This window comes from Chloroflexota bacterium, from assembly GCA_013152435.1.
GTDB lineage: Bacteria > Chloroflexota > Anaerolineae > DUEN01 > DUEN01 > DUEN01.
This window is the reverse complement of sequence record JAADGJ010000015.1, coordinates 44,161-51,700: the sequence shown is the minus strand read 5'-3', so window position 1 is coordinate 51,700 and position 7,540 is coordinate 44,161. Positions and strand designations below refer to the sequence as shown.

7 protein-coding genes are annotated in these 7,540 nt (G+C 59.7%); all 7 read left to right on the top strand.

The genetic code is table 11. The annotated features are described in order from the left end of the window. Positions 1 to 224: hypothetical protein (locus tag GXP39_02320; GenBank protein NOZ26871.1), on the top strand; the 224-nt coding region annotated here is incomplete at its 5' end. Positions 225 to 619: 395 nt separating this feature from the next. Further along, a complete protein-coding gene (locus tag GXP39_02315) occupies positions 620 to 1,159 on the top strand; it encodes a hypothetical protein (protein ID NOZ26870.1) in 540 nt (179 codons plus the stop codon). A gap of 74 nt (positions 1,160 to 1,233) precedes the next feature. After that, positions 1,234 to 1,632 (top strand): hypothetical protein, encoded by a 399-nt coding sequence (locus GXP39_02310; protein NOZ26869.1) that lies wholly within the window; start codon positions 1,234 to 1,236, stop codon positions 1,630 to 1,632. 112 nt (positions 1,633 to 1,744) lie between these two features. Then, on the top strand, positions 1,745 to 3,211 hold the full coding sequence (cas8a1, locus tag GXP39_02305) for a type I-B CRISPR-associated protein Cas8b1/Cst1 (GenBank protein ID NOZ26868.1): 1,467 nt from the start codon (positions 1,745 to 1,747) through the stop codon (positions 3,209 to 3,211). Positions 3,212 to 3,286: 75 nt separating this feature from the next. After that, positions 3,287 to 4,375: a type I-B CRISPR-associated protein Cas7/Cst2/DevR gene (gene cas7i / locus GXP39_02300; GenBank protein ID NOZ26867.1), complete on the top strand. Its 1,089-nt coding sequence runs from the start codon at positions 3,287 to 3,289 to the stop codon at positions 4,373 to 4,375. Between the two features lie 31 nt (positions 4,376 to 4,406). Further along, positions 4,407 to 5,150, top strand: a complete 744-nt coding sequence (gene cas5, locus GXP39_02295; GenBank protein NOZ26866.1) for a CRISPR-associated protein Cas5 — start codon at positions 4,407 to 4,409, stop codon at positions 5,148 to 5,150. Then, positions 5,125 to 7,512 (top strand): CRISPR-associated helicase Cas3', encoded by a 2,388-nt coding sequence (cas3, locus tag GXP39_02290; GenBank protein NOZ26865.1) that lies wholly within the window; start codon positions 5,125 to 5,127, stop codon positions 7,510 to 7,512. Before cas5 ends, cas3 begins: the two co-directional genes overlap by 26 nt. Positions 7,513 to 7,540: the final 28 nt, after the last annotated feature.

Genomic DNA, 7,540 nt, shown 5'->3' with positions numbered 1-7,540 from the left:
GCTTCTCCGGTGTCGCTATTGGGGACAAGGGCTTTATCGATGCCTTCCGCCACGAACAACTGGCTCGTAAGCGGGGCGTAGAAGTGATCGCTCCTCCTCGCAAGAATATGAAAGCCACGCTTCCCCCTGCGATCTTACGTCCTGCTCAACGATGGCGCAAACGGATTGAGACCGTCATCTCCCAATTGACCGAACGTTTCGACATCGAGCACCCGAGCCCGTGACTTATGGCATTATCAGCATCGACTGATACGGAAGATCTTGGCGCATACCATTTGTGTGTTTATCAACTTACAACTTAGTCGTCCTCCCTTGGACTTGGCTGGCTTGGTCACCTTGTAGAAAGTTGCACATCGGGTGGAATTATTGAAATTCGTAAGGTACAAAGGAGATGTATCATGGGTACCTACCACCTCATGGGCCCGGGCCGTTCACCCGACGCCATCACCAGCCTCGTCTCCGGTTCACCGCTATCAGCGTTGGAACGACGACGTATCACCAAGAGCCCACAGAGATCTCGAGGGCCTATGAGGAACAGCAGATGAACGATGGCGGGTGGCCGAGGACAATGCCCTCGGCCACCCTACCCGCCCCCCAAAAAAGTGCAACGATGATATCGATGCATACGCGCTTGCCTAAATACAACATTGGCGCTCACTTCTTGACGGCGAAAACGTTCAAGAACTTCCCCTACTTGAGGTACGCTGCTTGCGCTCGCATCTTTTGCGAAGAACTGGAAGCCACCCGCGTCCGTTATGGTTTTCATATACTGGCCTTCGTAGTGATGCCCGACCATGCACATCTGCTCCTGTGGTGGGATGCCGAAGCTCTGCCGGAGTTGACCATCTCTAAAGTGGCTTGGGCAGTGAAAGGAAAGTCCGCACGGCGGATGGTGAATCATCTCAAAAGGGTGGACGAGGGCAATGCCCTCGCCCACCCCGAGAGTGCACCAAGCGGGCATCCGCTTCCAACCCTACGGCCTACACGGAAGCCTGAGAACAAACCTCGCCGTCGCAACTGGCGATATCAGATCTGGCAACCCGGAGCAGGATACGACTTCAACATCTATACCAAGTATAAACTGCTAGAGAAGATCGCTTATATCCACGCCAACCCAGTGCGAGCCGGTTTAGCAGCAACACCGGAAGATTATGCCTAGTCCAGTGCAGCCAACTATGCTGAAAGACCAGTACCTCACCCGGTGACGATCACTCTCCACGAGGAGTTGCTCTCATGATCCTTCTCAACTTCGCTCACCCATTGACTCCGGAGCATCTCGAACAGATCGAAGCCCTCACGGACCAGAAGATCGAGCGCGTTATCGCCATCAACAGCCAGATCGACCCCCAACAGCCGCTGGTCCCTCAGGTCGTCGCCATGGCCGACCAGGCCGGCCTCACCCCAACGGAATGGCAGACGACGCCTCTGCTCATCAACCCGCCATCGCTCAACTACATCGCCGTCGTCCTGCTCGCTGAGCTCCACGGCCGCATGGGCTACTTTCCACCGGCCATACGTCTGCGTCCCGTGGTGGACGCCCAGGGCAATCGCGTCGTCCCGCCCCGCTTCGAGATCGCCGAGATCCTGAACCTGCAGGAGGTGCGGGACACCGCGCGGCGTAGGCGCGGATAGCCATCAAATCGGAAAAACCTCTGACGCGGATCGGCATTTCCTCCGTCGTGACGCCCCTAGAGGCCTGGTAAAGTAAAGCTCGTGAGCCACAAAGCAGCAGGAGACAACAGATATGCTGGAATACACGGGCCATCCCCTGGTAGACGTGGGCATAGCGACCATCGCCGCCTTTGCCCACAAGCGAGACCCTACACAGCTCACCGAGGCGGACCTCGATGCGATCGCGGTGTACATGAGGGAGAACTACGTCGTCGATCCGCTGAAATCATTTCTGACGGTGGCGTTTCCCAACTCCGGCTTCACGCAGCCCGCCTACAACAAGGCCCCGGAAAAGCGAGAGATCTACGCCGAGCGAGTCTTGGGAGCCTACCGTCCCGATGCACCGAAACTGAACATACCCGGCATCTTCACGGGCAAACCGGCCGCGGGCATTCCCCTGGACGTCAAAGGCAAGCTCCCACCGGGTAGAACCTATCGTCAGCACATTCCCCTCATCACCGGCGAAGGCGTCATCAATTTCTTTCCCTACGGCGATGCAGGACTGCCCGTATCGGGCGAAGCACTCCTGGCGCTACAAGCTCTGCCCCTGGGATGCGCCAAGTCCCAGGGCAGGCTACTGGCCGTGCATTCCGATGATCCGGAGATCACTTACCGCTTCGCTTGGGAGTTCTTGCAACACAATTTACGAGCCATTCAACTCGCCCGCGACGCGGGCGAGAAGAAACTGCCCGAGGCGCCTCACCGCACCGCCACGCTCTTCATCGAGACCCTGATCAAGCTGGAAAGAGAACGAGCTCAAGCAGCGAGGGAAGATACCCCGGCATCCGTAACCGCTTATCATTTCTCCAACAGCGGCCAGGGCGTTGACCTCGACATCTACCATCTGCCCATGGAAACCCTGGACTTCATCCGGACGGCCACGGCTACCAACTACCGAGAAACATGGAACAGGCTCGTACATCGCGGGTGGGAGATCACTCAAGCCAGGCGTAGACGAAAAGGAGAGTCGCCCGTCACGCCGGAGCCACGCTACAACGTCTTCTACGAAGACCTTCTCCGTCTACCGGAGAACGCCCGATTCTTCATTCGAACTTACTTCCTCCGCATCCCGCAGCGAAACGTGCGCAAGGGAGATCCACGATCTGGGTACTCTCTGCGAGAAGAAGCCGACCTGGTATCTTGGAGCATGCTCGATCTCTTCCTGAGAAAGGTGATGCACATGGACAGAGAGCGGATTGAACGGATTCGAGAGCTCGGCGATACGCTGGCCGAGTACGTCGATCAGGAGAACGACCGACGGTTCTTCCGAGCCTTCCTCACTGTCGGGCGATACGAATACCTGCGAACGGCGCTTATCAAAGCGAGCGCCGCTCAGGTCAAGCAGGGCAAGCCGCCCCTCATCACCTTCGATCAATTCATCACGATCTTCGAAGAGGGGGAGGACCTGCCCTACAGCGACTGGAGCCTGGCCCGGGACCTGGTACTCATCCGCATGATCGAACAGCTGTACAATCGCGGATGGCTCAAGGCCCACGCGGATGTGCTGCCGGAAGAGACGTCGGAACCGGAAGCTGAATAGGACAAACACCTTCATCGTGGATTCACCAACGCACAACCCATTGACTCGCTGATTCACTCTTCGAGGAGGTCACCGATGGCTTTCCTGACCGGCATGTTTCTGATCGACGCGCCTGCGTCCGCATTGAACAACCTGGGACAGATCCCTGGAGCGCGCACGGACAATACCGTCGGCGTCAAGATGATTCGAACCCGGGAGGGCGCCTATCCCTATGTCTCCGCGCAAGCTTTCCGCTACTGGCTGCGCCGAACGCTGGAGAACGGCCCCTGGGGCTGGCGAGCGGCCCCCATCTTCCGGGAACAGAAGGTCGCCTATACCGATGGCAACCCTATCCTGTACTGGGACGACGACCTCTTCGGCTACATGCGCGCGCCCTCCAAGAAAGCGTCCGCTGTGGCAGCACGAGAGGCGGATGAGAGCCGAGCTATGGAGACTCCCACGGCGGAGACCATCACCCGTGTCTCTCCCTTTCGGGTGAGTACGCTGGTCTCCATCGCACCGGCTCCGGTGGTGGACGATTTCGGCGTCATGTCTCGACACGAAGGGGACCCCGTTCCCCACGAGCATCAGTTCTATCGGGCGACGCTAAAAGGGCTCTTCTCCCTGGACCTGCACGCCGCCGGGACTTTCACCTACCACAGCAAGACCGGCTTTCTGAATCTGGACGACGCGCGCAAGAAGATGGCCGAGGAAAAGGGTCTGGAGCACCTGAAGGACGAAAAGGCCTTCCGGCTTCCCGCCGAAGAGCGCGTTCAGCGCATCACCGCTCTGCTGGAGGGCTTAGCCCATCTGGAAGGCGGCGCTAAGCAGACGCTTCACTATACCGACGTGAGCCCGGTGCTCGCCTTTGCGGCCGTGACCCGGGGCGGCAACCACATCTTCGGGCACGTGATCGGCGCCGATGCCAAAAACCGCCCGATGGTGAAGATCGACGCCCTGAAACAGGCGTTGGGAGTCTTCCAGGACGATATCCTCTCCGACATCTACGTCGGCTGGGTGCGTGGATACCTGGACGAGGAGCGCGAGCGATTCGAGGAAGCCCTGGCAGAAGGTAGGGATCTTGCAGCCTGGGCCGATCGCATCCACATCATGCATCCGAGGGAGGCCTTCCTGGCCCTGGCGGAAAAGCTGAAAAGCGCCGAACACAAGTCGTGGCTAGCGTGACCTCCTCGCTACCTCAGACAGGAGGCTCACCATGCGGGTCTTGAAAATCACGGCGGAAGGGCTCATCACCTCCTTCCGCTATCCACACTTCATGCAAGAAGTTCAGCCGACCTTCGAGATGCCGCCGCCGGCCACCATCTACGGGCATATATGCAGCGTCCTGGGGAAATGGTTTGATCCGGACGGCGTCCAATTCGCCCTACACTTCACCTACCAGGCGAAGTTCGAGGACATCGAGCACACCCATGTCTTGACGCCCGCGGCTGGGAAGTTGCCCGGCACTAATCTGCCCAAAGTGAACGAGGGCAAAGTAGCCCCTTTCCGCCGGGGCCTGCTTTTCAAGCCCAAAATGATGCTTTATGTCAACAAACCCGAATGGGCTGAGGCCTTTCGTCACCCTCGTTACCCGGTGGCCCTGGGGCGATCCCAGGATCTGTTCACGTACACGGATGTCGAGATCGTGGAGCTGGAGCGGGCTGACCACGCTTACTTCGAGCATACACTGGCACCCTACTCCTTCGCCAGGCGGACGGCATCGGGTTTCGTGGTGTTGATGCCCCGATTCCTGGACTACTCCCGGAATCGGTTTCCCACATTCGGTCGCTACGTGGTCATCCACCGACGTGTCCACAGCCACGATTTCCTCCGCTTCGCCGGCGAGGACCCTCTTTCCTTCTGGGTCGATCCCACGTCGGAGGAAGTGAAAGGAGACAAGCTGGGACTGGCGTTTCACTCGTGGGTGGGAGAAGATGAGAGCATCGTCCGCATGGCCTGACTGGCTGGACTCCATCTGGGCCAAGAGCCCGAAGTCAGGGGAAACTTCGGGAGAAACACTGGCGGAGCACACGTGGGAGATCCTCTCCAGATTGGCGGAGCTTGCCCGCCTACGCCCCGGCCTACCGGACGAGATCTCCCGGCCCAACCTGTGGCACCTGCTCTTCTGGACGGCCTTCCTGCACGATTGGGGGAAGGCCACCCACAGCTTCCAGGCCGTGCTCCGTGGGAAAGCAAGGAGATGGCCCCACCGGCATGAGGTCCTCTCTCTGGCTTTTGTGGACTGGATCTCCGCCGACTGGGAAGAGGAGGAGGCCATCTGGCTGGCGGCCAGCATCGCCTCACACCACAAAGACCTGGCGGAGATCGAATCGCTCTACCCCACAGATCTAGACGAGGAAGATGATCCCTTCGTCGGATTGGTCCAGGAACTGGACGAGACGACGGTATATGGTCTGTGGCTCTGGCTGACAGAGATCGCCCCGGCGTGGGTGGCGGAGTTAGGCATGGATCGATTCGGCGTGAGCCTTCCACACCCCCCGCCCGGTGACGAGGCCACAGCCCACGTGCTGGAATATGGCGCATCCATCACTTCCCGCTGGCTCGATCGATGCCTCCGTCTGGTGGATGATCTGAGCTGGGATCCCGACATCCCACGGCGGCTGATGGGCATTCTCCTGCGAGGGTATCTGGTGCAGGCCGATCACACGGCCTCAGCTCACGCCGGAACGTTCAAACCTGCCCCCATCGTCCGACAGAGCGTTCTCGCCGCCGCCGACATCGGCATGGAACAACTCTACGAGCACCAACGGAGGGCGGCATCCACAGAGGGCTCCGCCCTATTGGTCGCTCCCACAGGCAGCGGCAAAACGGAGGCAGCGCTCCTCTGGGCGGCCCGTCAGGCGGAATCCCGAGGCGAAATCCCTCGACTCTTCTATACGCTACCCTACCAGGCCAGCATGAACGCCATGTATGATCGCCTGCACCGTTCCTTCGCTGGTCATGTTGGCCTGCTGCACGGTCGGGCAATGCTGGCGTTATACCGTCGGTACATGGACCAGGGATACACGCCGCAAGAATCGACCCGGCTGGCGCGCACGACCAGGGACCTGGTGCGGCTTTACGTACCACCGATCCAGGTGTTCAGCCCGTACCAGATGCTCAAAGCCGCCTACCAGCTCAAGGGATACGAGACGATGTGGGCAAACTACGCCCAGGCGGCCTTCATCTTCGACGAGATTCACGCTTACGAGCCGAAACGCCTGGCGCTGATCTTGGAGACGGTAGCCTACCTGCGTGAGCATCTGGGCGCCCGATTCCTCGTGATGTCCGCCACGCTGCCCGCTCCGGTGCGTCAGCGGGTGGCCCAGGCGTTGGGGGATCCTATCCGGATCTCGGCGGCGCCCTCGCTCTTCCAGATGTTCACCCGACACCAGGTGCGCATCCTACCTGGTGAATTGCTGGACGACCACGGGCTGGATGCCATCGTGGAGACATTTCAGGCGGGACGATCCGTGCTAGTCACGTGCAACACGGTAGCTCGCGCCCAGGCTGCCCACCAGGCCCTGATCGACCGCCTTCCGCAAACACGACCGGAGGACATTATCCTGATCCACGGTCGCTTCAACGCTCGCGACCGACTGGTCAAGGAGCAAGGGATCCTGGAGGCAACGGCTCTTCATCAACACCCAAAACGTCCGGTGCTGGTGGTATCCACCCAAGTAGTCGAGGTCAGCCTGAACATCGACCTAGACACCATCTTCACCGATCCAGCCCCCCTGGAGGCACTGGTGCAACGATTCGGGCGCGTCAACCGGGGCCGCCGCATGCCCCTAGCTCCGGTGCACATCTTCGAGCTACCAGACGATGGGCAGCATATCTATGATCCGGCGATGGTACAGGCCGCGCTGGACATCCTGACGCGCGAAGCGGCGGGACGATCGCTGAACGAAGGGCTGGTCCAGACGTGGTTGGACGAGACGTACACCGGAGACGTCCTGCTTCAATGGGAACAGCAGTACGTCCAAGCGGCCGGGGAGTTCAGGCGAATATCCTTGGACCAGTTACATCCCTTCCGAAGCGATCCGGCCTTAGAGGATGCTTTCTACAAGCTCTTCGATGGGCTGGAAGTCCTGCCTCAAGGGCTCGTGGACGCCTACGAGGCGCACTTGGAGGACGACGATCCCCTGGCTGCCAGCCAACTGCTGGTTCCCATCAGCTGGGGACGCTACCACGCCTTGGCCAACGAAGGACGCATCCGCCCGGCTGGCGATGGACTTCCCCCCATCGTAGAGGCCTACTACGACTCAGAGATCGGCCTGGACCCAGAACGAGAACCCGAGAATGAGGAAGAGTGGTTATAAACAGCATTACTGTCACGCCTCATAAGAT